Genomic DNA, 24,955 nt, shown 5'->3' with positions numbered 1-24,955 from the left:
CTGGTGAACACCCCCCTGCATGTCTGATAAACTGCGGAGCTTGTTTAGCCCCCACGCCAGTTCAGGCGTCGTAATCGAGAGAGCCCAACCAATGACAGTTACCATCAAGACTCCGGAAGATATCGCCGGTATGCGCATCGCTGGTCGGCTGGCCGCTGAAGTCCTGGAGATGATCGGTGAGCATGTCAGACCGGGCGTTACAACGGAAGAGCTGGACCGTATCTGCCACGACTACATCGTCAACGTGCAGAAGGCCATCCCCGCCCCTCTGAACTACGGTGGCGCGCCCGACCGGATCCCTTTCCCCAAGTCCATATGCACCTCGATCAACCACGTCGTCTGCCATGGTATCCCCAACGAGAAACCACTGAAGAGCGGTGACGCACTCAACATCGACGTTACCGTTATCAAGGATGGCTACCACGGCGACACCAGCAAGATGTTTCTGGTGGGTGATGTGCCCGAGTGGATGGAGCGGCTCGCCCGGGTCACGCAGGAATGTATGTATAAAGGTATCTCGGTGGTCCGTCCCGGCGCTCGCCTCGGAGACATCGGCCACGTGATCCAGACCCACGCTCACGCCAATCATTACAGTGTCGTGCGCGAATATTGCGGTCACGGCATCGGCAAGGTATTCCACGAAGAGCCCCAGGTGCTGCATTATGGCCGCGCCGGCACTGGAATCGAACTGAAAGAAGGCATGACCTTCACCATCGAGCCAATGATCAACCAGGGCCGCGCCGAAACCCGCCTGCTGGGCGATGGCTGGACCGCCATCACCAAGGACCGCAAGATGTCCATGCAGTGGGAACACACTGTACTGGTCACCGCCGATGGCTATGAAGTACTTACCCTGCGTAAGGAAGAGAGCTTCAGGTAAGCGGCGCACGCCATACCGAGGGCATTACCGTGGATCACGAACTTTTCGACCGGGGCCAGTTTCAAGCTGAGCTGGCCCTGAAGAGCAGCCCTGTCGCCGCCTTCAAGAAAGCTATCAAGCATGCCGACCACGTCCTCAAAGTGCGCTTCAATGGCGGCCGCGACATACGCAAGCTGGTGCACGACCGGGCCTGGTTTACCGATCAGATACTCACCCAGGCCTGGAGCCGGCTGGCCTGCGCGCAGGATCCGAATATCGCCCTGCTGGCCGTCGGCGGTTATGGTCGCGGTGAGCTGCACCCCCATTCCGATATCGACCTTCTGATTCTGTTGCGTGACGACAACGCAGACGCCTACCGCGACTCCATCGAAGAATTTCTGATGTTGCTCTGGGACATAGGGCTGGAAGTGGGACAGAGTGTGCGTTCGGTTGCCCAGTGTCAGGAAGAGGCACGCGCCGACATTACCGTCATCACCAATCTGATGGAGTCGCGCACCCTGGCCGGCGACGAAGACCTGCGCCAGGCAATGATCGCCAACATCGGCACCGATAAGATGTGGAGTGACGCTGAGTTCTTCCGCGCCAAGCGGGCGGAACAGCAGGCGCGCCACGCCAAGTTCAACGACACCGAATACAACCTGGAACCCAACGTCAAAGGCTCCCCGGGTGGCCTGCGTGACATCCAGACCATTGGCTGGGTGGCACTCCGTCATTTCGGTACCAGCGACCTGCGTCAGCTGGTTGACCGTGGCTTCGTCAACGAGCCCGAGTATCAGATCCTCGCATCCGGCCAGGCTTTTCTGTGGAAGGTACGCTTCGCGCTGCACCATCTGGCGGGCCGCGCTGAAGATCGCCTGCTGTTCGACCATCAGCGCGCCCTCGCCCAGTTGCTCGGCTATGAAGACAACGACACCAAGCTCGGCGTCGAAAGCTTCATGCAGCGTTACTTCCGGGTGGTGATGTCTCTGTCGCAGCTGAATGATCTGCTGATGCAGCACTTCGAGGAGATTCTGCTGCGCGATGCCGAAGCTGCGGACATCACCCCGCTCAATGACCGTTTTCGCATCCGCGATCATTACATTGAGGTAACGGACGAGCAGGTTTTCAAACGCACCCCCTCCGCGCTGCTTGAGATTTTCCTGCTGATGGCCCAGCACGTTGAGATACGTGGCGTGCGCGCGGGGACTATCCGGCTATTACGCGACCATCGGCATCTCATTGACGATGATTTTCGCAGCGATATCCAGAACACCAGCCTGTTCATCGAGTTGCTGCGTTGCCGGCAGGGCATCCATCGCAATCTGCGACGAATGAATCGCTACGGGATTCTGGGACGCTACCTGCCTGAGTTCGGCAAGATCGTCGGACAGATGCAGCACGACCTCTTTCACATCTATACCGTCGACGCGCATACGCTCAACCTGATCAAGCACCTGCGCAAGCTGGGATACGCTGATTACCAGGAGAAGTACCCGCTGGCATGGCGCATATTCAATCGCCTGCCCAAGCCGGATCTGCTGTACATGGCCGGGCTATATCACGATATCGCCAAGGGCCGGGGCGGAGACCACTCCGAGCTGGGCGCCGTGGATGCCGAAATTTTCTGCAAACGCCATAAGCTGCCCGCGTGGGATACCCATCTGGTCAGCTGGTTGGTGGGCAATCATCTGCTGATGTCCACTACAGCGCAGCGCAAGGACATTTCCGATCCACAGATCATTCATGATTTCGCGCTGCGCGTGGGCAATCAGGTACGCCTGGATTACTTGTACGTGCTGACCATCGCCGATATCAACGCCACCAACCCGACCCTGTGGAATTCGTGGCGCGCCTCCCTGCTGCGTCAGCTGTATACCGAAACCAAGCGAGCGCTGCGCCGCGGACTGGAAAATCCGCCCAACCGGGACGAGCATATCCATCAGACCCAGCAGGCGGCGCTGGACATTCTGGTGCGTAGCGGCATAGACGAAGAAGACGTCGAGGCGCTCTGGGAGCACCTGGGAGAAGACTATTTCCTTCGGCATACCGCCAACGATATCGCCTGGCACACCGAAGCTATCGCGCAGCATGCCGACAAGCACGTACCGCTAGTGCTGATCAAGGAGACCGCTCAGCGCGAGTTTGAAGGAGCGACGCAGATCTTCATCTATACCCCCGAGCAGAACGACCTGTTTGCCGTGACAGTTGCCGCGATGGATCAGCTCAACCTGAGCATTCAGGATGCCCGCGTCATTACCTCGACGGGGCGGTTCAGCCTGGACAACTACATCGTTCTGGACGCCGACGGCGAATCCATTGGCGACAATCCTGAGCGCATCAAGCAGATCAAACGGGGCCTGGTTGACGCACTGTCTGATCCTGACTCCTATCCGTCCATCATTCAGCGCCGCGTCGCGCGCCAGCTCAAGCATTTCGCCTTTCCGCCCGAGGTCACCATCTTCAACGATCACGGCGGTCAGCACACAATCCTCGAGCTCAGCGCACCTGACCGTCCGGGCTTGCTGGCGCGCATGGGCAAGATTTTCCTGGATTTCGATATCAGCGTGCAGAACGCCAAAATCGTCACGCTGGGCGAACGTGTAGACGACGTATTCGTCCTCACCGATGCCAACAATGAGCCGTTATCGGACCCGGATCTGTGCGCCAGCCTGCAGTCCACCATTGTCGAAACCCTGGGTTCCAACTATCAATCTGATCACAACCGCTCGCATGACATCGCGACCCGGCATTAAGGAAATCTTCGGATGAACACCGATCTGCAACGCCTGCAGCCCTACCCGTTCGAGAAACTGCGTGCGTTGATCGTCGACGTCGTAGCCAATCCGGCGCTGCGCCCGATCGCGCTATCCATCGGTGAGCCCAAGCATGCCTCGCCCGAGTTTGTGTTGGATGCGCTGAGCCAGAATCTCGCCAAGGCCGCGGTTTACCCGACCACCGCTGGCACCCCGGAGCTGCGCACTTCCATCGCCGACTGGCTTACCCGCCGCTTCGATCTGCCGGCCGGCAGTCTGAGTCCCGATGCCAATGTGATTCCGGTGAATGGCACCCGCGAAGCCTTGTTTTCTTTTACACAGGCCGCGGTCAGGCGTGATCCGCAGGGCCTGGTAGTCAGCCCGAATCCTTTTTATCAGATTTATGAAGGCGCAGCGTTTCTGGCCGGGGTAGAGCCGCACTATCTGGCGTGTGATGCTTCCAATCACTTCGTGCCTGATTTCTCGGCCGTTCCCGCAGACGTTTGGCAGCGCTGCCAGCTGCTGTTCATCTGCACGCCGGGCAACCCCACCGGAGCGGTGATAGACCTGGAAACACTACAGCAATTGATCCGCCTGGCTGATCAGCACGACTTCATCATCGCTTCGGATGAGTGCTACAGCGAAATCTACACGCCTGGCCAGCCGGCTCCGGTCGGTCTGCTGCAGGCGTGTGCCGACATGGGCCGGAATGACTTCGCCCGCTGCGTGGTATTTCATAGCCTGTCCAAACGCTCGAACCTGCCTGGCCTGCGTTCAGGATTCGTCGCCGGGGATGCCAATCTGCTGAAACCTTACCTGACCTATCGGACCTATCACGGCTGCGCCATGCCGGTGCAGACCCAGCTGGCGAGTATTGCTGCCTGGCAGGACGAGAAACACGTGGAGGATAACCGCGAGCAATACCAGGCCAAGTTCGACGCGGTGCTGGATATTCTCGGTGACGTGCTCGACGTACAACGTCCGGATGCAGGCTTCTATCTCTGGCCGAAAACACCGATAGATGATGAGAGCTTCACTCGCCGCTTGCTTGCCGAGCAAAACGTATCGGTGGTACCGGGGCGTTATCTGTCACGTGACGTGGACGGCTATAACCCGGGTGCCGGACGCGTGCGCATGGCGCTGGTCGCGCCGCTGGCCGACTGCATCGAGGCTGCGCAACGCATCCGGCGCTTCGTGGAAAGTCTCTGAATTGCACGCTGCCTGACAGCCGCAGCACCGACGTGGCATAATCCGGCCCTCGTTTTTTCGGCCCCGGCCTTTAGGGAGACGCCCGTGTCTGACGAACTATCCAGCCGTGACGCCAGCCCGATTTGCCTGTACGGCATCAAGGCTTGCGACACCATGAAGAAAGCCCGTACCTGGCTCGACGAGCAGGGCATTGCTTATCGCTTCCTTGATTACAAGAAGGAAGGCATCGACGCTGAGCGACTCAATGCCTGGTGCAACGAGCATGGCTGGGAAAAGATTCTCAATCGTCAAGGCACCACCTTCCGCAAGCTTGCCGACGCAGACAAGCAGGACATAGACACCGACAAGGCTGTTGCACTGATGCAAGCCAACCCTTCAATGATCAAGAGACCGGTACTCGATATCGGCTCGGAACGCCTGGTGGGCTTCAAGCCCGAGCTTTACGCACGCGCTTTCGATTGATCTCCACGAACCATGCAAAGGAATACCCCCATGAGCGAATGTTTCAGCCTGGCCTTCGGCATCGGAACCCAGAACAGTGCAGGTGACTGGCTGGAGGTGTTCTACCCCCAGCCCCTGCTCAACCCTGACAGCGCGCTGTTGAAGGTAGTGGCTGAGCACCTCGGCTACGAAGGCGGCAACCAGGCAATAGCCGTTTCTCCGAGCCAGTGCGAGACACTGGGCAAAGCCATCGAAGCAGCCGGCTTCGCCGAAACGGGTGCCCTTGTCGCTCAGCTGACCAGCAGCAACAAGCCGCTGGTAGCAACCGTTCTGGCAACTGACGAAGCGCCCTCGTCCACACCCGAGGCGTATCTGAAGCTGCATCTGCTGTCGCACCGCCTGGTCAAGCCCCACGGCGTGGTACTGGCGGGTATCTTCCCGTTGCTGCCGAACGTTGCCTGGACAAACCACGGCGCCATCGATGTGAATGAGCTACCCCAGCGCCAGCTGGCTGCACGCCTGAAAGGTGAGACCCTGAATGTACACAGCATCGACAAATTCCCGTCGATGACCGAGTACGTCGTTCCCAGCGGAGTACGCATTGCCGATACCGCACGGGTGCGCCTGGGCGCCTATGTCGGGGAAGGCACCACGGTCATGCATGAAGGCTTCATCAACTTCAACGGTGGGACAGCCGGCACCAGCATGGTCGAAGGACGAATCTCCGCTGGCGTGTTCGTTGGCAAGGGTTCGGACCTGGGCGGCGGCTGCTCCACCATGGGCACCCTGTCCGGTGGCGGCAACATCGTGATCTCTGTTGGCGAAGGCTGCCTGATCGGCGCCAATGCCGGTATCGGTATCCCGCTGGGCGACCGCTGCACTGTCGAGGCAGGCCTGTACATCACGGCGGGTATCAAGGTTGCGTTGCTGGACGATGCCGACAATCTGGTGGAAACGGTCAAGGCCCGTGACCTGGCGAACCAGACGGATCTGCTGTTCCGTCGCAACTCGCAGACCGGTGCCATTGAATGCAAAACCAACAAGAGCGCCATCCAGCTCAACGATATGCTGCACGCACATAACTGAGCCTGAACGCCAGACGCCCGGTTGAGCCGGGCGTCTGGTCATGCCTGAACGTCTCTGCCGCCTTAACTCCCCGCTATACGTCCAGCTTGACGCCGCGCAGCAACCTCTCAACGATCTTTGCCGAAACGTTCAATCCGAAGGCCCCGGTGACCATCGAAACGGCCCCAATCCCTCCCTCGCAATCGAGCTTTACCGTCTCGCCATTGAAGGTTTTCTGCCGGCACACCCCGCCGTCGGATGACGGGTAGCGCAACTGTTCGGTCGAATAGACACAGGGCACACCAAAGCTGCGTTTGCTCTCGGCCTTGGGGAAGTTATGGTTGCGTCGCAACTGCGAGCGCGCCTTGGCAGCGAGCGGGTCATTGGTGGTTTTCGACAGATCCGCCACCTTGATCTGGGTCGGGTCGATCTGCCCGGCGGCGCCGCCAGCCGTAACGATAGGAATACGTCTGCGTCGGCACCAGGCAATCAGCGCCACCTTGGAATTGACGCTATCGATGCAATCGGCCACTGCATCGAGCTCTTCAATAATGTACTGGGGCAAGGTGCTTTCCGTCACGAAATCCATGATCGCGCTAACCTGACAATCGGGGTTTATTGCCCGCAAGCGTTCCGCCATTACATCAACCTTGGGGCGGCCGATCTGCCCTTCCAATGCCGGCAGCTGCCGGTTGGTATTGGTCTGGCACACCTCATCGAGATCAATCAGCGTGATCTGTCCGATACCCGTGCGGGCCAGGGCTTCGGCTGCCCAGGAGCCCACACCACCGATGCCCACGACTGCAACATGACTGTCACGCAGACGCGCCAGCCCCTCGTTACCATACAGCCGGGCAATGCCACCGAAACGGGGATCATCTGTACTCATGCGCACCTCATCATCAACTCCGCGAAGTATAACGCAGCGACCTGGTTGCCAGGGCAGGGATCAGCCCGCGTTGACGCGGTGCATGAAAATGCAGAAGCATGATCGGGCTTGTCTGGCGAAGCTCGCTACACTGCCATGACACCGATTCTGCTTTGATCCCGCCGTCCTGTATCCTGTCGTTCTTTTCCGAGAGTTTTCCATGTCCAGCCAGTCCGCATCCCGTAAACCGACAGCCGCCCTGCATCCGCGCAACCGCCACCAGGGCCGCTACGACTTCAAGACGCTGGGCAAGTTGCGGCCTGAGCTGCTCGAATACCTCATACCGGGCAAGAAACACAACCTCACCCTGGACTTCACCAACCCCACGGCCGTCAAAGCGCTCAATCGAGCGCTGCTCCAGCACCACTACGGCGTTCAGGATTGGGACATTCCCCCTGGTTATTTGTGCCCGCCCGTGCCCGGCCGGGCCGATTACGTGCATGCCCTGGCCGATCTGATCGGGGAAAGTCACGACGGGCAGATTCCACGTGGCCCGACGTTACAGGGCCTGGACATCGGTACCGGTGCCAACCTCATCTATCCGTTGATCGGCAATCGTGATTATGGCTGGCGCTTTGTAGGGGTTGATATTGACGCACCAGCGCTGGCGAACGCGCGGCGCATTATAGATGGCAACCCATCGCTGGCGGATCAGATAGAGCTGCGTCTGCAGCCGGATAATGACAAGCTGTTGCACAACATTGTCGGCACCGGGGAGCGCTTCGACTTCACCCTGTGCAATCCTCCGTTTTATCCCGACGCTCAGACAGCCCGGCAGGCCAACAAGCGCAAATGGCGCAATCTTGAGGAACAACACGGCAAACAGCTCACGCCGCACCAAAGCTTTGGCGGTCAGGCCAGTGAGCTGTACTGCAGTGGCGGCGAAATTGGCTTTCTCGGTCGCCTGGTAAAAGAGAGCAGTGAATACGCCAGCTCGGTGTTCTGGTTCAGCAGCCTGGTTTCCAAGGGCGCCAACCTGGACGAACTGCAACAGCAATTGCGCGATCTGGGCGCGCGTGACATACGCGTGGTGCCGATGACACAAGGCCTCAAGCACAGCCGGATGCTGGCCTGGACGTTCCTCGACAAGAAACAACGTCGCGCCTGGCGCAAAGCACGCTGGAGCTAGAACGCCTCGCGTTTGATCACAGCCGCGATCAAACGGCAACAGAAGTGAGTCTGGTATCATGCCGCGGAATTCAATGACCTGCGAACCGAGCCCATGACCGACCTGTCCCCTACCCTTTCTCTGGCCTGCGACCTCATCTCCCGCGATTCGACAACGCCGGAGGACGCCGGTTGCCAAGCACTCATGGGCGAGCGCCTGGCGGCGGTCGGCTTCAGGCTGGAATCCATGCGCTTCGGCGACGTGAACAACCTGTGGGCGCGGCGTGGTACCGAAGGCCCCGTGCTGTGCTTCGCCGGGCACACCGATGTCGTGCCGACAGGGCCTGTGGAGCGCTGGGCGCAGCCTCCCTTCGAGCCGGTGATACGTGACGGCATGCTCTGGGGACGCGGCGCGGCGGATATGAAAGGTAGCCTGGCGGCGATGGTTGTTGCGGTTGAGCGCTTTGTAGCAGCGCACCCTGACCACAAGGGATCGATTGCCTTTCTGATCACCAGCGATGAAGAGGGGCCCGCTACAGAAGGGACCGTCAAGGTGGTTGAAACCCTGGTCGAGCGCGGCGAAAAAGTGGACTGGTGCATCGTCGGCGAGCCATCCAGCACCGAAGCGGTCGGCGACATCGTCAAGAATGGCCGGCGTGGCTCACTCAATGCCCGGCTGGTGATCAAGGGCAAGCAGGGGCACGTTGCTTATCCGCACCTGGCACGCAACCCGATCCATCTGGCCGCGCCGGCGCTGGCGACGCTGGCGCAGGAAACCTGGGATGCAGGTAATGAGTTCTTCCCGCCGACGAGCTTTCAGATATCCAATATCAATGCAGGAACAGGCGCGACCAACGTGGTGCCCGGCGAACTCGAAGCGCTGATCAATTTCCGTTTCTCCACCGAATCCACCGTCGAAGGTTTGCAGCTGCGGGTAACCGATATCCTCGATCAACACGGCCTGGATTATGATCTGGAATGGACGGTCTCCGGCCTGCCCTTTCTCACCGAACCCGGCGCCCTGCTCAATGGCGTCTCGGCGGCAATCCGTCAGGTCACCGGTCGCGATACCCAACCATCGACTTCTGGTGGCACCTCCGATGGACGCTTCATTGCCACCATGGGTACCCAGGTCGTCGAGCTAGGTCCCCTAAACGCCACCATCCATCAGCTCAACGAACACGTGTCCGCAGCGGATCTGGACACGCTGACCGATATCTATCAGGCCACCCTTGAACAGTTGCTGTGCTGATGCTTGAGCTGATCTGTCCACACTGCCGCGAGCCATTGACCGCCGTTGAGCGCAACTGGCGCTGTATCAACGGCCATAGCTATGACCAGGCCCGGCAGGGCTATCTGAACCTTTTACTGGTTCAGCACAAGAACAGTCGCCAACCAGGGGATACGCCCGGGATGCTGGCGTGCCGCCAGGCATTTCTGGATGCAGGGCATTACCAACCGGTGAGCGACGCGATCAATCGGCTGTTTGCCGAGCGGGCGCCAGGCACGCTGCTGGATATGGGCTGCGGCGAAGGCTATTACACACAACGTCTGGCCGCGGCCCTGCCCGAAACCGCCGTGGGCGGGCTGGACATCAGCAAGGACGCCGTCATCAAGGCCTGTCGCCGCAGCCGCTCGATCCGGTGGATGGTCGCCTCCAGCGCGCGCCTGCCGGTCGCCGATGGCAGTCTCGACGCCGCGCTCTGCGTGTTCAGCCCCTGGTCCTGGGATGAATGCTTGCGCAGCGTAAAGCCTGGCGGGCATATCCTGCTGGTTGGCCCTGACGCCAATCACCTGCTGAGCCTGCGCGAGAAACTCTACGACAGCATTCATCCGACGCCCGAGCTGATAAAACAACTCCCCGAAGGCCTGCGCATCGTCAATGACGAGGTCCTGCGCTATGCTCTTGATCTGAAGCCAGCTGATCTGGCCAGCCTGATCGGCATGACACCACATGGCTTCCGCAGCCGTCCCGAACGCCAGCAGACCCTGCTGGATTCAGGGCTCTCGGGGCTCGAGGTGGCCATGCGTATGGTTCTGCTGCAACGTTGCTGAGAGGAATATCCGTGCGACAACCTGATGTAGAGATTTACCTGCGTGAAGAGCATCTCGACGCACTGACCAGCTGGTTGGAACAGACTTTCGACGGCCTGGAACTCAAGGCATGGAACGGCCTTACCCGGCACGGCACCCTGAGGCTGAACGGTCAGGCGATTCCAGTGATGATCGTGCGCAAAGCGGCGGGGAAATGGGCCAGCGTCTGGTTCGATAGCGACGCTACCCCCTGGGAAACCGATCTCGACTGCGCGCGCGCCATTCAGGCGGCTACGGGTCACGAGGTTCGCTGTTCGGTGGGCGGCTGGTCAGAAGAACAGGGGGATGCCGATGCTGACCGCTGGCTGAAAGTGAACGAGGAAGGCGAAGCAGAATTCATCTGGGCACAGAAGCCCTGAACGTGGGGAGGATGTGATGAACCAACCGATAATCGTTGCCTGCGGCCACTGTCACCGGAAGAATCGCCTCGACCTCAGCCGGCTGGATGCCGACCCGCGCTGCGGGGTCTGCAAGCAGGCCCTGTTTACCGGCCAGCCGGTGTCGCTGAACGCAGCGCAGTTCCGCACCCATGCCTCCGCCGACCTGCCGCTGATAGTCGACTTCTGGGCGCCCTGGTGCGGGCCCTGTCTGCAGTTCGCTCCCGTGTTCGAACAGGCTGCGGCCTCGATTGAACCTCGTGCCAGACTGGTCAAGATCAATACCGAAGACGAGCAGGCGCTGGCTGGCCAGTACGGTATCCGCAGTATTCCGACCTTGATGCTGATTCGTGGGGGCAAGGAAGTCACGCGCATGGCGGGAGCATTGCCTGCAGCGCAATTCAAACAATGGGTCAGTCAACAGCTCGGCTGAGCGCAGCCCGACTGACCCACACGCGCTGCCGGGTGGCCCGGCAGCTTTTCTCACGTGTTACTCCTGCTCCGGCTCGTTGCGCACGATATCCGCGTGACGCTTGACCAGCTGCTCGACCTGACCGATCGCCAATTGATAGGCCCAGCGTTCATCGGCGTTGACTTCCAGCTCGACCTCCTCCGGGCTGACGAAGCGATCAATCACCAGCCAATAGCGTCCGTCGATATCGTGCAGGTCGGCATGCAGCTTTGCGCCCTGCCAGGTTTGCATCTGCATGCGCAGCAGCGGCTCTTTCAACGCCAGCTCTTCACGTAGCGCGACACTTTGCGCCCGCAGGTTGGCCAGCGCCAGCACCATGCTGTTGATCCAACGCTCATTACCTGCCTGAAGCGCCGGGTCCAGCCCGACCAGACGGAAGTTGTAATCCCCTTCCCTGGCCTTGTCGAGCTGCAGGATTTCGCCATCAGCATGTTCCCAGCGTGCCGAGGACAGTTGCTCCATAGGAATATCGATGACGTCGAGAGCCAACCACTCATTGCTATTGACCGTCATGTTCAGCGGACGGTTGACCAGCCATACCTGATCATCCTCGGCAAAGCGCACCAACTGACCGGTGCCGACTGTATTGCCGTACAGCAGGGTGGTTTCCGCGTCGCCCTTGAGCAGGTTCACAGCGAGTGTCTCGGCGTTCGCTGCATCCGGATCCAGACCAAGCCGGGCGTGATGCGCGGGATTGGCTGTCTGGTCCTCAAGAATGCGCGCACCGCGCAGGGCGTGCAGCAAGGCAGCCAGGCGCTCTCGCTGCGCCGGGAATTGGTGATGTTCGGCAACGCCCCAGTTCTTGCCCGAACGCACCAGTTCAACAGACGCATCGCCACGCGACAGTGTGATGCGTTCAACCTCGGCAAGCTGAGCGAGTTGTTCCTCGCTCAACAACGGGCGGCTTTCCAGATCAGCAACCCGGTCGCTACCCTGCATACGCAGGGCAATCACAACCAGAGCCACAGTCAGCAGCGCTAAGGCTACGATCAGCTTTTTCATCGCAGAATCTCCTCAGGCAGACCGCCGGCGCAGGCGGCCAACCAACAACCACAACAGCACGCCCAACGTGAGTAATGCCGGCACCAGCGCAATATTGATCACCTTAAGCTGAGTGCCGAGCTGCTCGATATCCTTGTTCAGCTGGAAGCGGACATCACGCAGTTGCTTGCGGATTTCCAGCTTCTGATCCAGATACCGCTGAATTTCCTGCTCCTGTTCAGCGGAGAGTTCGCTCAGCTGTGTCGGATCCTGGCTCTGCTGCATCTGCGCCAGGCGCTGCTCGGTTTCCGCCAGCTGTTGCTGCAATCGCTGTTCGCTGGCACGGAAGCGCTGCTCCGCGTTGCGCTGAAGCGCTTCCACCACGGTGAATGGCCGGCTGAAGTCGCCACGTGACCGCACGCTGATCAGCGCTTCGGAACCGGACAGGTTATCCAGCGCGTTGAACAACAACCCACCGTTGTCCGCCCAGGGCTGAGGTACGCGCTGCCCGAAGAAATCCTGCACCTGTACCCACATGCGATCGCTCAGCATATCGGTATCGGCAACCACCATGACGTTGATATTGTCCGCTTCGGTCAGGCCTGGCTCGCGCTCGGCAAGGCCATCGGGATATGCCGTCTTGGCCGGACCCTGCAGTCGCGCAGCGAAGTGATAGGTCTGCTCGTCTGCCTTGAAGCCGTCAAGCAATACCTCAGGATCACGCATCGCGGTGAAGCGCTCGCTGGACACCAGTGCGCTGTTGGCGGTACTGGAGAACAGCGGCGTGAACTCCGTTTCGCTGTTTGCTTGCGGAATCAGCGCACCACCGGTGCCCACTGTCAGCAAACTCAGGGGCGCGGTAACGGTGTCATCCGTATTCAGCTGCGCCGGCTCCAGCTCGAGCCACCCGATATGCCGCGCAGGCAGCTGACCCTGTCCACGGCCAACCGACATGCCGAGGCGTGCGTCGACTACGACCATGCCCGGATCGTAACGCACACCCCAGCGCTCCAGCAGCGGCCCCAGGTCCGACGCCTTGCCGTCGGCCATGACGTCAAGCATCGCCTCCTGGCTCTGGTCTGCCTCGGCGAGCGGGTCGATGAAAGCCAGCAAGCGGCCGCCACGGAGGACGAATTGATCGATGGCATATAGCGCCGACTCGCTCAATGCCTTGGGATGCACCAACCAAAGCACTTCGAGATCCTGCGGAATCTCGTCGATATCATGCTCCAGCTCGCGCAGCTCGAACATCTGCCGCACCTGCTCGAAGGCCATCCACGGCGGACTGGCCTGGCCAGTCATGGGATTCATGCCACCGGACATCGGCAGCCCGGAAATAACGCCGATTTCCGATTTGTCAGGCTGGGCCAGACTGTTGATCAGGCGGCTCAATTCATACTCCAGCAAGCCCTCCTGCTCCATGGCAAAGAACGGGATCACTTCGCGCTGGGCCAGCGAGTTGGTGCCGGCCAGCCCGAAATACAGTTGATCACCCGACTGCGACAGCGGAACGGCCTGCAATCCGAACTCGGCGGCGCGGTCCTCGGCCTCCGAGAACGGCTGCGGGTCGATGATCCGCAGGTCCAGCTTGCCATCGGCCACACGCTCGTATTCCTTGAGCATCTCCTCGACGCGGCGCGCGTAGTTGCGCAGCATCACCATGTCCTGGCTGGCGCGGTCCGAGAAAAAGAAATTGAGCGTAATCGGCTCTTCCAGGTCTTCAAGGATCTGGCGGGTACCATCAGAGATGGTAAAGAGCTTCTGATCGGTGAGATCCAGCCGGGCGCCTGGCAGCAGTACGCTGGACGCCATGTTGAATGCGATGAAGGCCAGCAGGAGCACCAGCAGGCCGGCACCTGAATACATTAAACGTTTCATTGTTCCGTCTCCTCGCCTCAATCGGCCTTTTTAAGGTCGATGACAATCGCTGTGGCGCATAACCAAGCGGCCATGAGCGATATGAAATACAACAGGTCGCGCAGATCCAGGACACCCTTGCTGATGGCGTCGAAGCGAATCAGGAAACTGAGCGAGGCGATGGCATCGACCAGCCATTGGGGAGCCCAACCGCTGAACAGATCCAGAACCAGCGGCAGACCGCTGACGATGAAGATGAAGCAGGCGACGACGCTGACGATGAAGGCGATCACCTGATTCTTGGTCAGCGCCGACATGCACGAACCAATCGCCAGATACCCGCCGGCCAACAGCCAGCTACCGATATACCCGGTAATGATCGCGCCGTTGTCCGGATTGCCCAGGTAATTCACGGTAATCACGATGGGAAAGGTCAGCAGCAAGGCGATGCCGATAAATACCCAGGCTGCCAGAAACTTACCGAGCACCATGTCAGTACGCGAGACCGGCAAGGTCATCAGCAATTCGATGGTGCCGGACTTGCGCTCCTCGGCCCACAGACGCATGGCCACTGCCGGTACCAGAAACAGGTACAACCAGGGATGAAAGTTGAAGAAGGCGTTCAGGTCGGCCTGGCCGCTTTCGTAGAAGCCGCCCAGATAAAAGGTGAATACGGCCGCCAGCACCAGAAAAATAACAATAAAGATGAACGCAAGCGGCGTAGCGAAGTAGCTGCCCAGCTCGCGCTTGAAGATCACACCCAGATTTTTCATGCAGCCTCCCCTGCTGTCAGGCGACGGAACACTTCATCCAGGCGTCCCCGCTCGACTGACAATTCCTTGACCGGCCAATTGTGCTCGCGGGCATACTGGCCCACTGCCGGAAACACCACCTCACCCGGTTTGGCCACCACGGTCAGCAGCTGGCCGTCGCGCTGGCGTTCAACATCAAGTACACCGGGCAACGCAAGCAATGCATCGCTATCAACCGGACGCTCGAGATCGACCGTGACCGCCTGATGATAGCGAGAGCGGGCTTCCAGCTCGTCCGGCGTACCGTCCGCCAACAGGCGGCCACGGCCGATGACCACAGCGCGCGAACACACGGCGCTGACTTCCTCGAGAATATGTGTGGAGATCACCACGATCTTGTTGCTGCCACTGGCCAGTTGCTGGATCAGGTTGCGCACCTGATGTTTCTGGTTCGGATCAAGCCCGTCGGTAGGCTCGTCGAGAATCAGCACCTGGGGATCGTGCAGAATGGCCTGGGCCAGGCCTACGCGGCGCTTGAAGCCCTTGGACAGCGTCTCGATGCTCTGACTGAGCACCCCATTGAGCTCCAGCTGCTCGGCGGCCGTCGCCACCCGCTTGTGCTTTTCGGCACCCGAGAATCCACGCACCTCGGCAATGAATTCGAGGAAGCGCTTGACCCGCATGTCGCCGTAACAGGGCGCACCCTCGGGCAAATAGCCCATGTGCTGCTGCGCCTGCAGAATCTGCGTCTGGATATCGAATCCGCAGACCGAGGCTGAACCACCGTCCGGCGTGAGGAACCCGGTGAGCATCTTCATGGTGGTGGATTTGCCGGCGCCGTTCGGCCCGAGAAATCCGAGTACTTCCCCCGGTTGTACTTCAAAGGACAAATTGTCCACGGCGACATGGTCGCCGAATCGTTTGGTCAGGCTGTTTATCTTTATCATGGCCTCTGTTCCATCTCCCCCGAGATTGGCATGCCGCAGGCACGCGGCTATCGCAAAGCGCAAGGATACATGGATTGCCGAACCGCAGGGTGATAGACGAAAACGGGGACGCGAACGTGGTAACACAGAGAACAACACGCTGAGCCGCATCCTGCAGACTCTGCGGCCCGGCATGGACGTAACCGAGCACGACGTGAATATGCGGCTATCAATCTTCGATTTCAAGGCTTGCCTGGAAACGGAGCAATGCACACTGTCACACGCAAGGAAAAACGTTAAGGTCTGTTTGCCGCCCTGGGTGTCGCGCGATCCACATGGATGTGGTGAATGCAGCAAGCCCGCCGGGAGCGGGCGCTGCCTTGCGCCACGACGTCCGGCCTGGCGCCATTTGCCCCAACGACGCGGCTCGCGCTGAAATGGCAACAGACCCTATAATTCGTCGTTTTCACTCCTGCCACAGCATGCAGCGAATGAAAGCCGCCACCAGACTCGCAGGGAGCACTATGTCAGCTGTTTATTCCTCTTTTTTCGGCCGCCTGCGTTTTGGTCTGCTTCGCCGGCTGCTCTATATGTGGTCCCGTTCCACAAGCATCGGTGATGCGGGCTTCAACGAACAGCTCGACCCGCAGCTGCCTGTCGTCTATGTACTGCCCTACCGTTCCCTCTCTGATTTGCTGGTGCTGGATCATGAGTGCGACCGCGCCGGCCTGCCGCGTCCGGTTCGCAACATCGAGACGCTGGATGACGAAGAGGCGCACGTATTTCTCAGCCATGAGCATGCCTGGACAGCACGGCCCGATCCGCGCCGCCAGTCCCCCCGCCTGCAGCGGGTACTGTCATCGGTGGATAACAACCCCCAGCTGGAAGTGCAGCTGGTGCCGGTCAGCGTGTTCTGGGGCCAGTCCCCTGACGTCGAGTCCTCGCCGATCAAGCTGCTGTTTGCCTATAACTGGACGGTGAGCGGACGCTTGCGCAAGTTGCTCGCCATTGTGCTGCACGGACGCAAGATCAGGGTTCGCTTCGGCGCGGCTATCTCCTTACGCGAACTGGCTGATCAACAGATTGGCCGTGAACGCAGCGTGCGGCGTATCAACCGTTTGCTACGCGTACATTTCCGCCAGCAACGCGGCGCCGTGGTCGGACCCGACCTTTCCCACCGGCGCTCGTTACTCAAGGGCCTGTTGCGGGCGCCAACGGTGCGCCAGGCCATTGAGCGCGAAGCGTTTGAAAGCGGAGAAGACCATACCAAGGTCAAGCGTGACGCGGCCCGTTACGCCAACGAAATCGCCTCGGATTTCACCTACACCATCATCCGCTTCATGGAGGTGGTGCTGTCCTGGTTCTGGAACAAGCTATATGAGGGCGTACGGGTAAATCATATCGAGCGGGTTCAGGAAATCGCGCGCGGCAACGAGATCGTCTACGTACCGTGCCACCGCAGCCATATCGATTACCTTTTGTTGTCTTACACATTATTGCAACACAGCCTGACCCCGCCGCATATTGCTGCCGGCATCAACCTCAACATGCCGGTCATCGGCGGCATTCTCCGGCGTGGCGGTGCGTTTTTCATGCGCCGTACCTTCCGCGGCAATGCGTTGTACACCGCCGTGTTCAACGAATACTTACACATGCTGTTCAGCCGCGGTTTCCCGGTCGAGTATTTCATCGAGGGCGGTCGATCCCGTACCGGACGCACCCTGAATCCCAAGACCGGTATGCTCGCCCTTACCCTGCGCAGCTTCCTGCGCTCATCGCGCCGACCCATCGTCTTTGTGCCGGTATATATCGGTTATGAACGGGTGCTCGAAGGGCGCACCTATCTGGGCGAGCTGCGCGGGCAGGAGAAAAAGAAGGAATCCTTTTTCGATATCTTCCGTGTGCTGTCTGCATTGAAACAGCGTTTCGGTCAGGTAGCGGTGAACTTTGGTGAACCGGTTTCCCTCTCTGCTTTCCTCGATGAGCAGCAGCCGGGCTGGCGCAAGATGGATCATGGCAGTGATTTCAAGCCGGCCTGGCTAGCGGAAACCACCAACCAGCTCGCCCGCACCCTGGCATCCTCGATCAACGCCGCCGCTGACGTTAACCCGGTCAACCTGGTTTCCCTGATCATGCTCTCCACCCCCCGGCTGGCACTGGATGAACGGGGATTGGAGCGCCTGCTGGACGCCTATCTGGCGCTGCTGAGCCGGGTGCCCTATAGCCGCAGCATTACGCTGCCTGATATGGGCGGGCAGGAGATCATTCGCTACGTCGAAGCGATGGAACTGATCGGCAGACAGTCCGATGCGCTGGGCGAGATCCTGTATCTGGATGAACCGCAAGCGGTACTGATGACCTATTACCGCAACAACGTGCTGCATCTGGTGGCGTTACCCGCGCTGATTGCCTGCCTGTTCCTGAACAACTCGAGAATGACCCGTGAACAGATCCAGCGCCTGGTCGTGGCACTATATCCCTTCCTGCAGGGCGAACTCTTCATGCATTGGCGCGAAGATCAGTTACCGGACGTCATTAATGACTGGATCGACGGCCTGATAGACCAGAACCTGCTGCGCGAGGAAAACCAGCAAATTCACCGACCGGACCCGAGTTCCGCCGAGTTCGTCCTGCTCAGCCTGCTGGCCCGCAGCATCCTGCAAATGCTTGAGCGGTTCTACATGGCCGCGGCCCTTTTGCTGAACAACCCGAACGGTAGCCTGAGTGCAGAATCACTCGAAGCGCTCTGTACAGTCATGGCCCAGCGACTTTCGATACTGCACGGGCTGAATGCGCCCGAATCCTTCGACAAGACGCTGTTCCGCCAGTTTATTCAGCGCCTGGTCGAAACGGAGGTATTGCAAGTGGACCCGGACGGGCAGCTGCACTACCAACCGGAACTGGAAGACATCGCCGAGAATGCCGCTAAACGTGTGTTGAGTGCCGAGATCAGGCTATCGATCAAGCAGGTCGCGCGAACGCCTAAAGCGACCGAAGAATGAAAATTGAGAAGCCACGGAGGAATCTGAAGAGCGGAAGTCGGGTAAGGTAAACCCTGTCGGAGAAGCACGCTACCTTAGCCTTCCAACCTCCGCTTGCCGTAAATATCGTAGCGGCTGGACTGACCGGTCAGCTGCGCACTCGGTGCCTGGCCCTCAATCGCCGGAGCCTTGCGCGCGCGCTTTACCGCGACACGGTGGCTGGCCAGCTGCAGCGCCGCTTCGAGTAGCGCCGGCGCGTCCGTATCATCGCCTGCCAACGGCCTGAACAGACGCATCTCCTTCTTTACCAGCGCCGACTTGTCACGGTGGGGAAACATCGGATCCAGATGTATGACCTGAGGGACGGGCCCTTCCCAGTCCCGCATGGCCTGGATGGCATCAGCCTGAATCAGACGCATGCGACTGGCGATTTCCGCGACCTTGCCGCCGCTTTGCTGCGCCCGCTCCAGACCATCAGCCAGCAGCGCCGCTATCACCGGCTGGCGCTCCAGCATGATGACATCGCAGCCGAGCGCGGCCAGCACGAAGGCATCGCGCCCAAGACCTGCGGTGGCATCCAGCAGACTTGGCCGAATCGATCCCTTGACGCCAACTGCCCGTGCCACCATCTGCCCCGCGCCGCCGCCGAATAGTCGACGATGCGCCAGCGCGCCTTCAACGAAATCAACGCGGACCGGTCCGGGTGCGTCCGGACCGTTCAAGCGCAGACTCAAGCCATCGGCGCCCACCTGCAACACCATATCCGGACGCGGATCGTCGCTTGCAATACAGGCATAGCCGAGACGTGAGGCAAGCTCGGCGGCGCGCGCTTCGAATTCGGGCGCGAGCCATGCGACACCCAGAGACACAGTCGGAGCGGTCGGGGTAGCAGCAGACATGGGCGGGAAAACGGAGGAATCCATCAAGCGTACAGGTCGATGCCGAAAACGCCTTCGACCTCATCGTGTACCGGCATGTTGGCCATGGCGCTGTAACTGGCCAACGCCTGACCGGCACGGCCGTGCACGGGCTCGGCATTGTCTCGACGCGCCGGAATATATTCCGCTACCGCGGTCGATGCGCTGACATGCCGGGCATCGGTAGTGCGTGTGAGATCGATCCTGGCCGACGAAGCGGACTGGTCCACACGCACCACTTCGTTACCCGGAGCCGGCGAGACTGGCCGTATGCCGCGGTTTGGTAACGTATTGAACGGGTTATAACCATCCAGACGCATAGAAACTCCGGGTAAATGAAAAGGCTGGCGTCCTCTGGACGAGCCCGGGATCAAGGAGGGTGGCCAACTTGTGACAGCAGATCAACAGCAAATATCCTCGTTCGCGGCATTCTGCCACAAATACGAAGCGGGTTTACCGGGTTGCTTTACCTGGGCGACTGTTTCGGCGTGGCGACCTGGTCGCGCAGATAGACAGGCTGCGCATCAGCCGTATCCAGCACATCGCGCGATTGCCAGCGTGGCAGGGCCAGGCTGAGGAGATCGCGCGCATCAGGTAATAGTTCAGGCCATGCGTGCTCGACTCCGACTGCCAGTCTGTCTGCGTACTGCCAACCGGTACCGGCACCGACCGGCTTGCTCATACCCTCAGGCAGGTTCACCGTCTCGGGCGCGCACACCACTTCGCTACCGACCAGCTGCATGACGCCATCCCTCAGCTGGTAGCCCCCCCAGTACACCTCATCCATGCGTGCATCGATTGCCGCACAAACCTGCTCGGCGCCGTGCTCACGCCAGGCACGCTGAGCCAGCGCTGCCAGATTGGATATATCGATAACCGGTTTGTCTGCCGCAAAGGCGAGTCCCTGAACCATGCCGGTCGCGATGCGCACCCCGGTAAAGGCACCGGGCCCCCGGCCAAATACCAGCGCATCGAGTCGCGTCAGAGTCACGCCGCTTTCCTGCAGCAGCTCGTCAATCATTGGCAACAGTCGCTTGGCATGCTGCCGCGGTATCACCTCGTGGCGAGCATAGACCTTACCGTCGTGCAGCAGCGCGGCGGAACAGGCTTCGGTGGCAGTGTCCAGGGCTAGCAAAGTGGCCATGCGTGTTGTGTCGTCCGATCGGAGGGGGCGAAATTGTACCCAAACGAAAAGGCCCGTGCGACTGTTGTCACACGGGCCTTTTGTACACGGCGATGCTCAGGTCAGAGCGTTGAGCACTTTAGAGGTAATATCGTCCACAGTACCGACACCTTCAACCCGCGAGCACTTCGGCGTGCCCTGGGCTTCGCTCAGCTGGCGATAGAACTCGACCAGCGGCTGGGTCTGAGTGTGATAGATCTCCAGACGCTTGCGGATGGTTTCTTCCTTGTCGTCATCACGCTGAATCAGTTCTTCACCGGTCAGATCGTCCACGCCGACAGTCTTCGGCGGGTTGTGCTCGATGTGATAGATACGGCCCGAACCGGCGTGAACCCGACGGCCCGACAGACGCTGAACGATTTCCTCGTCCTCGACAGCGATTTCAAGCACGTGATCGATGGTGATACCCGCATCGACCAGCGCCTCGGCTTGCGGAATGGTGCGAGGGAAGCCGTCGAACAGGAAGCCGTTGGTGCAGTCGTCCTGAGTAATACGCTCTTTGATCAGACCAATAATCAGGTCATCCGAGACCAGTCCACCGCTGTCCATGACTTCCTTGACCAACACACCCATTTCACTGCCGGCCTTAACCGCGGCCCGTAACATGTCGCCTGTGGAGATCTGGGGGATGCCGAAACGCTTGCAGATGAACTGGGCTTGAGTGCCCTTGCCCGCGCCTGGAGCGCCCAATAGGATTACACGCATTGCTGAACTCCTCGTTCTAACTGATAACCGGGGGGCCGCCTGGGGTGCATGACCGGAGGCTGGCAAACACCAGCCGGGGCTGGCGCGCAAGATTCGCGCACGGCAGATGCAGTGCGAAAAGGGCGTTCAACATACACTTACAAATCAGCACGCACAAGCCAGACGATAGTCCCGGTTATCAGACCAAAGCGACACCCGCCGCGGCCTCATCCGGTATTGCGCAAACCCGCAGCGATCCCCGCGACGGTCACCAGCAGCGCCCGTTCGAGATCCTCATCATGTTCGCCTGCCTGAGTGCGGGTACGCGCCAGCAACTCTGCCTGTAACAGATGCAGTGGATCGATATAGGGGTTACGTACCGCCACCGACTCAGCCAGAACGGGATCATGTGCCAGAAGCTGGTCAGCGTCGCGCAATCGCAATACGGTGTCGGTGGCCCGTTGCAACGCGGTTCGCAGGATTTCGCCCAGCCGCCACAAATCAGGTTCCGCCAGCCGCTGTTCGTAAAAGCGCGCAATATTACCGTCCGCTTTGGACAGCACCATTTCCAGCATTTCGACCCGCGCCCGGAAGAAGGGCCACTGTGACATCATGTCGCGCAGTAAAGGTTCTTCGCCCTGCTCTATCGATTCGGCCAGCGCCTGGCCCGCACCCAGCCATGCCGGCAACATCAGACGGGTCTGCGACCAGGCGAATATCCACGGGATCGCCCTTAGCGTTTCGATGCCACCCTGGGTGCGCCGCTTGGCAGGTCGACTGCCCAGCGGCAAACGCCCCAGCTCCTGTTCCGGCGTTGCCTGACGGAAGTATTCAACGAACTGCGGCTCGTCGCGCACCACGCCCCGGTAGATAGCCACGGATCGATCAGCCAGACGCTGCATTTTCTCCCGCCACTGCGGTTGCGGCGCTGGGGGCGGCAGCAGTGTCGCTTCCAGCACAGCGCTGGAATACAGATTCAGACTCTGCACCGCGATGCCTGGCAGACCAAACTTGAAGCGGATCATCTCGCCCTGCTCGGTCACCCGCAGCTGACCGTTTACCGAACCGGGCGGCTGCGAAAGGATCGCCATATGGGCCGGCGCACCGCCGCGTCCGACCGTCCCCCCGCGACCATGGAACAGGCGCAAACGCACGCCCAGCTCACGGCATACCTCAACCAGGGCTTCCTGGGCGCGGTATTGCGCCCAACCCGCGGCAAGCGCGCCGGCATCCTTGGCCGAATCGGAGTACCCGATCATCACCTCCTGCTCGTCACCGATAAGACTGCGGTAACCGTCCAGCTCCAGCAGCTGCCGTATCGCTGGCGCAGCGTTGTCAAGATCATCCAGCGTCTCGAACAACGGCACGACCCGCATGGGCCAGGAAACGCCGGCACATTTCAGCAACAACTTGACCGCCAGCACATCCGAGGCGCAGGACGCCATCGAGATCACGTACGACGCGAACAGGTCAGAAGACTGAGCGGCCACCACCCGACAGGTGGCCAACACCTCGGCCACCTCCGCTGAAGGCTGCCATTGAGGCGGCAGCAACGGACGCCGGTTGTGCAACTCGGTCAGCAAGAATTCGCAGCGCTGGGCTTCGTCCCACTCCTCATAACGGCCGAGACCCAGATATTCGGTCAATTCGGTCAGCGCATCGGCGTGTCGACCCGCTTCCTGACGGATATCGAGGCGCACCAGTGCCAGTCCAAACGCGTTGACCCGGCGCAGCGTATCGAGCAAAGGCCCGTCGGCGATCAACTCCATGCCCTGGTCAAGCAGGGACTGATAGCACAGCTCGAGCGGTTCACGGAGCTCGTCCACATGCTGCAGGACATCGGCGGAGTCGGCCTGCTCTCCCTTCAGAGCGGCCTGAGCCCAGCGGCGCGTCGCCAGCAATCGCTCCCGCAAGTCCTTCATGACTGCACGGTAGGGTTCATCCGCACCGCCTGCCCGCTCGATCAATTGCTCGCTGGCCCCCTGCATCGACAGCTCGTTACTCAAGGCGCTGATATCGCGCAGATAGAGATCCGCAGCCATCCAACGCCCCAACAGCAGTACTTCATTAGTGATCTCAGCGGTGACGTTCGGGTTACCGTCCCGGTCTCCACCCATCCATGAGGCGATGCGTACCGGCGCCGCACGTCTGTCCAGACGGTGCCCAGTGGCATCCTGCAACTGTTCGTCGAGCTGGCGAAGAAATCGCGGTAATGCCTGCCACAATGAATTCTCGATAACCGCAAAGCCCCACTTGGCTTCGTCCACCGGCGTGGGCCGGTTGCGGCGAATTTCATCGGTATGCCAGGCCTCGCTGATCAAGCGCGCCAGATCGCTACGAACCTGGGCGGTTTCGTCGGCCGACAGGTCATCATGATCGCCGCGCTCCAGCGCAGCGGCGATGGCATCGTATTTCTGAATGAGCGTGCGGCGCGCGACTTCAGTGGGGTGCGCGGTCAGGACCAGCTCGATGTCCAGCGCGGCCACATGATCACGCAGCTTGTCAGCATTCATACCTGAGCCGCGCAAGCGCTGCAGCAACTCCGTCAGACAGCGGTCCTCGAATAAAGGGCTCTCGTCATCGCGGCGACGGCGAATACGATGATACTGCTCGGCAATATTGGCCAGATTGAGAAACTGGTTGAAGGCACGACACACCGGTAGCAGCTGATCATCCGGAAGGTCGTGCATGGCGTTCAACAGGGCGTCATATTCGGCCTGGTTAGCCTGTCGACCCTGCTTGGCACCGAGCCGGATACGCTCGATACGCTGGAGGAATTCCTTACCCAGCTGTGCCTGGATAGTCTGTCCCAGCAACTCGCCCAGCTCATGTACTTCCTCGCGCAGACGCGCATCAATCTCGGTCATACCCAGCTCCTGTCGATTCACTTGTTACAGCATGGGTTCATGACCCCACGCTAGCAAGCGCCAGCCAAACGAACCAATCTAGGCTACGCTGAAAATATCGCCACAAGCGATACTTATTCGAAAGGGGGAAGCATGAAAATCCGTGAACTGACCGAGGAATGGGAACGCACCGCCAAAGGTCGCGTTACGCAGAACACCTACCAGGTGAAACTGCCATTGGAAGATGCAGCCCGATTGGCTGCGCTGCAGGAGATGTATCCAAAGCGCCGCATCGAAGACCTGATCACTGATCTGCTTTCGGCGGCACTGGAGGAATTCGAGGCTTCGTTACCCTATGAGCCGGGAGACGAAGTGGTCGCTGAAGACGAGATGGGCGATCCATTGTATGGCGATACCGGCCCAACACCGAGGTTTTTGACGCTAAGCCGCAAGCATCTGGCGGAACTGTCCGCCCAACAGCAGGAAACCGAACATTAGACAGAGCGGCGTTTCGCCGACATGA

The 24,955-nt window shown here is 60.1% G+C and carries 22 protein-coding genes; 12 read left to right on the top strand and 10 right to left on the bottom strand.

Features of this window, described 5'->3' with window-relative positions:
- Nucleotides 1-91: 91 nt before the first annotated feature.
- The 5 genes from map (at nucleotide 92) to dapD (ending at nucleotide 6,348) form a co-directional block, all read left to right on the top strand.
- Entirely contained in the window at nucleotides 92-880 is a 789-nt protein-coding gene (gene map, locus HG264_RS17720) for a type I methionyl aminopeptidase (RefSeq protein WP_169408835.1), read from the top strand.
- A 29-nt stretch (nucleotides 881-909) separates the two neighbouring features.
- On the top strand, nucleotides 910-3,612 hold the full coding sequence (locus tag HG264_RS17715; protein WP_256663720.1) for a [protein-PII] uridylyltransferase: 2,703 nt from the start codon (nucleotides 910-912) through the stop codon (nucleotides 3,610-3,612).
- Between the two features lie 12 nt (nucleotides 3,613-3,624).
- Nucleotides 3,625-4,821: a succinyldiaminopimelate transaminase gene (gene dapC / locus HG264_RS17710; protein ID WP_169408834.1), complete on the top strand. Its 1,197-nt coding sequence runs from the start codon at nucleotides 3,625-3,627 to the stop codon at nucleotides 4,819-4,821.
- Nucleotides 4,822-4,905: 84 nt separating this feature from the next.
- Nucleotides 4,906-5,283 carry an ArsC family reductase gene (locus HG264_RS17705; protein ID WP_256663719.1) on the top strand — a complete coding sequence of 126 codons (378 nt, stop codon included), beginning with the start codon at nucleotides 4,906-4,908 and terminating at the stop codon, nucleotides 5,281-5,283.
- 30 nt (nucleotides 5,284-5,313) lie between these two features.
- Nucleotides 5,314-6,348: a 2,3,4,5-tetrahydropyridine-2,6-dicarboxylate N-succinyltransferase gene (dapD, locus tag HG264_RS17700; protein WP_169408833.1), complete on the top strand. Its 1,035-nt coding sequence runs from the start codon at nucleotides 5,314-5,316 to the stop codon at nucleotides 6,346-6,348.
- Nucleotides 6,349-6,421: 73 nt separating this feature from the next.
- Here dapD and tcdA read toward each other — a convergent pair whose 3' ends face one another.
- Nucleotides 6,422-7,216: a tRNA cyclic N6-threonylcarbamoyladenosine(37) synthase TcdA gene (gene tcdA / locus HG264_RS17695; protein WP_169408832.1), complete on the bottom strand. Its 795-nt coding sequence runs from the start codon at nucleotides 7,214-7,216 to the stop codon at nucleotides 6,422-6,424.
- A gap of 199 nt (nucleotides 7,217-7,415) precedes the next feature.
- Here tcdA and rlmF point away from each other — a divergent pair, with 199 nt between their 5' ends.
- The 5 genes from rlmF (at nucleotide 7,416) to trxC (ending at nucleotide 11,266) form a co-directional block, all read left to right on the top strand.
- On the top strand, nucleotides 7,416-8,384 hold the full coding sequence (gene rlmF / locus HG264_RS17690; protein ID WP_169408831.1) for a 23S rRNA (adenine(1618)-N(6))-methyltransferase RlmF: 969 nt from the start codon (nucleotides 7,416-7,418) through the stop codon (nucleotides 8,382-8,384).
- Between the two features lie 93 nt (nucleotides 8,385-8,477).
- Nucleotides 8,478-9,614: a succinyl-diaminopimelate desuccinylase gene (dapE, locus tag HG264_RS17685; protein WP_169408830.1), complete on the top strand. Its 1,137-nt coding sequence runs from the start codon at nucleotides 8,478-8,480 to the stop codon at nucleotides 9,612-9,614.
- Complete coding sequence (locus HG264_RS17680) at nucleotides 9,614-10,417, top strand: putative RNA methyltransferase (protein WP_169408829.1); 804 nt, start codon at nucleotides 9,614-9,616, stop codon at nucleotides 10,415-10,417. The genes dapE and HG264_RS17680 overlap by 1 nt, the downstream gene beginning before the upstream one ends.
- 11 nt (nucleotides 10,418-10,428) lie before the next feature.
- A complete protein-coding gene (locus HG264_RS17675; RefSeq protein ID WP_169408828.1) occupies nucleotides 10,429-10,815 on the top strand; it encodes a hypothetical protein in 387 nt (128 codons plus the stop codon).
- 16 nt (nucleotides 10,816-10,831) lie between these two features.
- Nucleotides 10,832-11,266, top strand: coding sequence for a thioredoxin TrxC (trxC, locus tag HG264_RS17670; RefSeq protein ID WP_169408827.1), 435 nt, complete (start codon nucleotides 10,832-10,834; stop codon nucleotides 11,264-11,266).
- A gap of 57 nt (nucleotides 11,267-11,323) precedes the next feature.
- Here trxC and HG264_RS17665 read toward each other — a convergent pair whose 3' ends face one another.
- From HG264_RS17665 to HG264_RS17650, 4 genes are read right to left on the bottom strand one after another with little or no spacing between them, the layout of a single operon-like run.
- Nucleotides 11,324-12,307 carry a DUF4340 domain-containing protein gene (locus HG264_RS17665; RefSeq protein WP_169408826.1) on the bottom strand — a complete coding sequence of 328 codons (984 nt, stop codon included), beginning with the start codon at nucleotides 12,305-12,307 and terminating at the stop codon, nucleotides 11,324-11,326.
- A gap of 12 nt (nucleotides 12,308-12,319) precedes the next feature.
- Complete coding sequence (locus tag HG264_RS17660; RefSeq protein ID WP_169408825.1) at nucleotides 12,320-14,164, bottom strand: Gldg family protein; 1,845 nt, start codon at nucleotides 14,162-14,164, stop codon at nucleotides 12,320-12,322.
- A gap of 17 nt (nucleotides 14,165-14,181) precedes the next feature.
- The gene (locus tag HG264_RS17655; protein ID WP_169408824.1) at nucleotides 14,182-14,916 is read right to left on the bottom strand and encodes an ABC transporter permease; all 735 of its coding nucleotides are present in this window, start codon (nucleotides 14,914-14,916) and stop codon (nucleotides 14,182-14,184) included.
- Complete coding sequence (locus HG264_RS17650) at nucleotides 14,913-15,842, bottom strand: ATP-binding cassette domain-containing protein (protein WP_169408823.1); 930 nt, start codon at nucleotides 15,840-15,842, stop codon at nucleotides 14,913-14,915. Before HG264_RS17650 ends, HG264_RS17655 begins: the two co-directional genes overlap by 4 nt.
- A gap of 503 nt (nucleotides 15,843-16,345) precedes the next feature.
- On the opposite strand from HG264_RS17650, the gene plsB reads away from it, so the two are divergent.
- Nucleotides 16,346-18,823, top strand: a complete 2,478-nt coding sequence (gene plsB / locus HG264_RS17645; protein ID WP_169408822.1) for a glycerol-3-phosphate 1-O-acyltransferase PlsB — start codon at nucleotides 16,346-16,348, stop codon at nucleotides 18,821-18,823.
- A gap of 74 nt (nucleotides 18,824-18,897) precedes the next feature.
- Here the strand turns inward: plsB and HG264_RS17640 are convergent, their stop codons facing one another.
- The 5 genes from HG264_RS17640 to ppc form a co-directional block, all read right to left on the bottom strand.
- The gene (locus HG264_RS17640) at nucleotides 18,898-19,701 is read right to left on the bottom strand and encodes a class I SAM-dependent methyltransferase (RefSeq protein WP_169409199.1); all 804 of its coding nucleotides are present in this window, start codon (nucleotides 19,699-19,701) and stop codon (nucleotides 18,898-18,900) included.
- Nucleotides 19,702-19,724: 23 nt separating this feature from the next.
- A complete protein-coding gene (locus HG264_RS17635; protein ID WP_169408821.1) occupies nucleotides 19,725-20,039 on the bottom strand; it encodes a hypothetical protein in 315 nt (104 codons plus the stop codon).
- A gap of 146 nt (nucleotides 20,040-20,185) precedes the next feature.
- Nucleotides 20,186-20,863, bottom strand: coding sequence for a tRNA (adenosine(37)-N6)-threonylcarbamoyltransferase complex dimerization subunit type 1 TsaB (tsaB, locus tag HG264_RS17630; RefSeq protein ID WP_169408820.1), 678 nt, complete (start codon nucleotides 20,861-20,863; stop codon nucleotides 20,186-20,188).
- A 96-nt stretch (nucleotides 20,864-20,959) separates the two neighbouring features.
- Nucleotides 20,960-21,607, bottom strand: coding sequence for an adenylate kinase (adk, locus tag HG264_RS17625; RefSeq protein WP_169408819.1), 648 nt, complete (start codon nucleotides 21,605-21,607; stop codon nucleotides 20,960-20,962).
- Between the two features lie 206 nt (nucleotides 21,608-21,813).
- Nucleotides 21,814-24,453 (bottom strand): phosphoenolpyruvate carboxylase, encoded by a 2,640-nt coding sequence (gene ppc / locus HG264_RS17620; protein ID WP_169408818.1) that lies wholly within the window; start codon nucleotides 24,451-24,453, stop codon nucleotides 21,814-21,816.
- A 132-nt stretch (nucleotides 24,454-24,585) separates the two neighbouring features.
- On the opposite strand from ppc, the gene HG264_RS17615 reads away from it, so the two are divergent.
- Nucleotides 24,586-24,930, top strand: coding sequence for a pilin assembly protein (locus tag HG264_RS17615; RefSeq protein WP_169408817.1), 345 nt, complete (start codon nucleotides 24,586-24,588; stop codon nucleotides 24,928-24,930).
- Nucleotides 24,931-24,955 lie beyond the last annotated feature (25 nt).

The organism is Pseudomonas sp. gcc21, assembly GCF_012844345.1.
Lineage (GTDB): Bacteria > Pseudomonadota > Gammaproteobacteria > Pseudomonadales > Pseudomonadaceae > Halopseudomonas.
Note: the sequence above shows the minus strand (reverse complement) of the source record. Positions and strands in the feature narration are given on the sequence as shown.

Excerpts from the sequence above, each read along its gene's own strand:
- map (WP_169408835.1), top strand. The coding sequence starts at position 92 with ATGACAGTTACCATCAAGACTCCGGAAGATATCGCCGGTATGCGCATC.
- dapC (WP_169408834.1), top strand. The coding sequence starts at position 3,625 with ATGAACACCGATCTGCAACGCCTGCAGCCCTACCCGTTCGAGAAACTG.
- dapD (WP_169408833.1), top strand. The coding sequence starts at position 5,314 with ATGAGCGAATGTTTCAGCCTGGCCTTCGGCATCGGAACCCAGAACAGT.
- tcdA (WP_169408832.1), bottom strand. The coding sequence starts at position 7,216 with ATGAGTACAGATGATCCCCGTTTCGGTGGCATTGCCCGGCTGTATGGT.
- rlmF (WP_169408831.1), top strand. The coding sequence starts at position 7,416 with ATGTCCAGCCAGTCCGCATCCCGTAAACCGACAGCCGCCCTGCATCCG.
- dapE (WP_169408830.1), top strand. The coding sequence starts at position 8,478 with ATGACCGACCTGTCCCCTACCCTTTCTCTGGCCTGCGACCTCATCTCC.
- HG264_RS17680 (WP_169408829.1), top strand. The coding sequence starts at position 9,614 with ATGCTTGAGCTGATCTGTCCACACTGCCGCGAGCCATTGACCGCCGTT.
- trxC (WP_169408827.1), top strand. The coding sequence starts at position 10,832 with ATGAACCAACCGATAATCGTTGCCTGCGGCCACTGTCACCGGAAGAAT.
- HG264_RS17665 (WP_169408826.1), bottom strand. The coding sequence starts at position 12,307 with ATGAAAAAGCTGATCGTAGCCTTAGCGCTGCTGACTGTGGCTCTGGTT.
- HG264_RS17660 (WP_169408825.1), bottom strand. The coding sequence starts at position 14,164 with ATGAAACGTTTAATGTATTCAGGTGCCGGCCTGCTGGTGCTCCTGCTG.
- HG264_RS17655 (WP_169408824.1), bottom strand. The coding sequence starts at position 14,916 with ATGAAAAATCTGGGTGTGATCTTCAAGCGCGAGCTGGGCAGCTACTTC.
- HG264_RS17650 (WP_169408823.1), bottom strand. The coding sequence starts at position 15,842 with ATGATAAAGATAAACAGCCTGACCAAACGATTCGGCGACCATGTCGCC.
- plsB (WP_169408822.1), top strand. The coding sequence starts at position 16,346 with ATGTCAGCTGTTTATTCCTCTTTTTTCGGCCGCCTGCGTTTTGGTCTG.
- HG264_RS17640 (WP_169409199.1), bottom strand. The coding sequence starts at position 19,701 with ATGTCTGCTGCTACCCCGACCGCTCCGACTGTGTCTCTGGGTGTCGCA.
- HG264_RS17635 (WP_169408821.1), bottom strand. The coding sequence starts at position 20,039 with ATGCGTCTGGATGGTTATAACCCGTTCAATACGTTACCAAACCGCGGC.
- tsaB (WP_169408820.1), bottom strand. The coding sequence starts at position 20,863 with ATGGCCACTTTGCTAGCCCTGGACACTGCCACCGAAGCCTGTTCCGCC.
- adk (WP_169408819.1), bottom strand. The coding sequence starts at position 21,607 with ATGCGTGTAATCCTATTGGGCGCTCCAGGCGCGGGCAAGGGCACTCAA.
- ppc (WP_169408818.1), bottom strand. The coding sequence starts at position 24,453 with ATGACCGAGATTGATGCGCGTCTGCGCGAGGAAGTACATGAGCTGGGC.
- HG264_RS17615 (WP_169408817.1), top strand. The coding sequence starts at position 24,586 with ATGAAAATCCGTGAACTGACCGAGGAATGGGAACGCACCGCCAAAGGT.